Raw genomic sequence first — 812 nt, 5'->3', positions numbered from 1 at the left:
GGTTAAGGCTGAATGTCTTTTGGAACAGTAATATTTTTGAATGGAACTTCGAGTTCCGGGAAAACCAGTATTTCATTAGAATTACAACAAATTTTAGACGAACCTTATTTACACATATCAGTAGACAAGTTCTTATATATGTTACCGGTAGACTACCTTAATGGAGGTAAGTCAGCGGATGATACAAAAGATGCAATGTTTAAAGTAATTTAAGGAATGCATTATGCACTTCCCGCATTAATTGCTTCCGGGAATAACATAATTGTTGACCATGTATTTGAAGAAAGACAATGGTTAGAAGAATGTGTTATGTTGTTAGCGAATTACAGAGTGTTGTTTGTTTCCGTAAATTGTTCACTGGAAGAACTTCAACGGAGGGAAAGAGAAAGAGGAGATCGGAATATTGGTCTTGCAAATAATCAGTATAATATAGTTCACGAACATGGCATTTACGACTTAGAAGTAGATACTGAAACCAATAAAACTCACGAATGTGCACTGCAAATCAAAAAATGTTTGCATGATAACTCCAATTTCAATGCCTTCAAAACATTAAAACACAGATTGGAAAGTTAAAGAAAAGTACATGATAATTGAATATTAAAAAGACTTGTAGGTAATTCGAAGAAGGCGGCTACATCTTATAACACCGTATTCACGCTGCGTCGCCTCCGGCTCCTTGGTCCGGACCGAAGCTGGAATAGAACGGCTATAAGGAAGCCGTTCTAGTAGCGAGGAAGCCTAATCAGCCGGACAACCCTGCACTGCCTAACCGCGTCGCGGCCGTTCCCTCCGGTCACTTAAGGCAGTGA

The 812-nt window shown here is 39.0% G+C and carries 1 pseudogene; it reads left to right on the top strand.

The features are described 5' to 3' along the window. Positions 1–12 precede the first annotated feature (12 nt). Positions 13–576, top strand: a pseudogene (locus HFP08_RS29465) (chloramphenicol phosphotransferase CPT family protein). Positions 577–812 lie beyond the last annotated feature (236 nt).

The organism is Paenibacillus sp. HB172176 (assembly GCF_011947265.1).
In the GTDB taxonomy this organism is placed as follows: domain Bacteria; phylum Bacillota; class Bacilli; order Paenibacillales; family Paenibacillaceae; genus Pristimantibacillus.
This window is presented reverse-complemented; position numbering and strand designations above follow the sequence as displayed.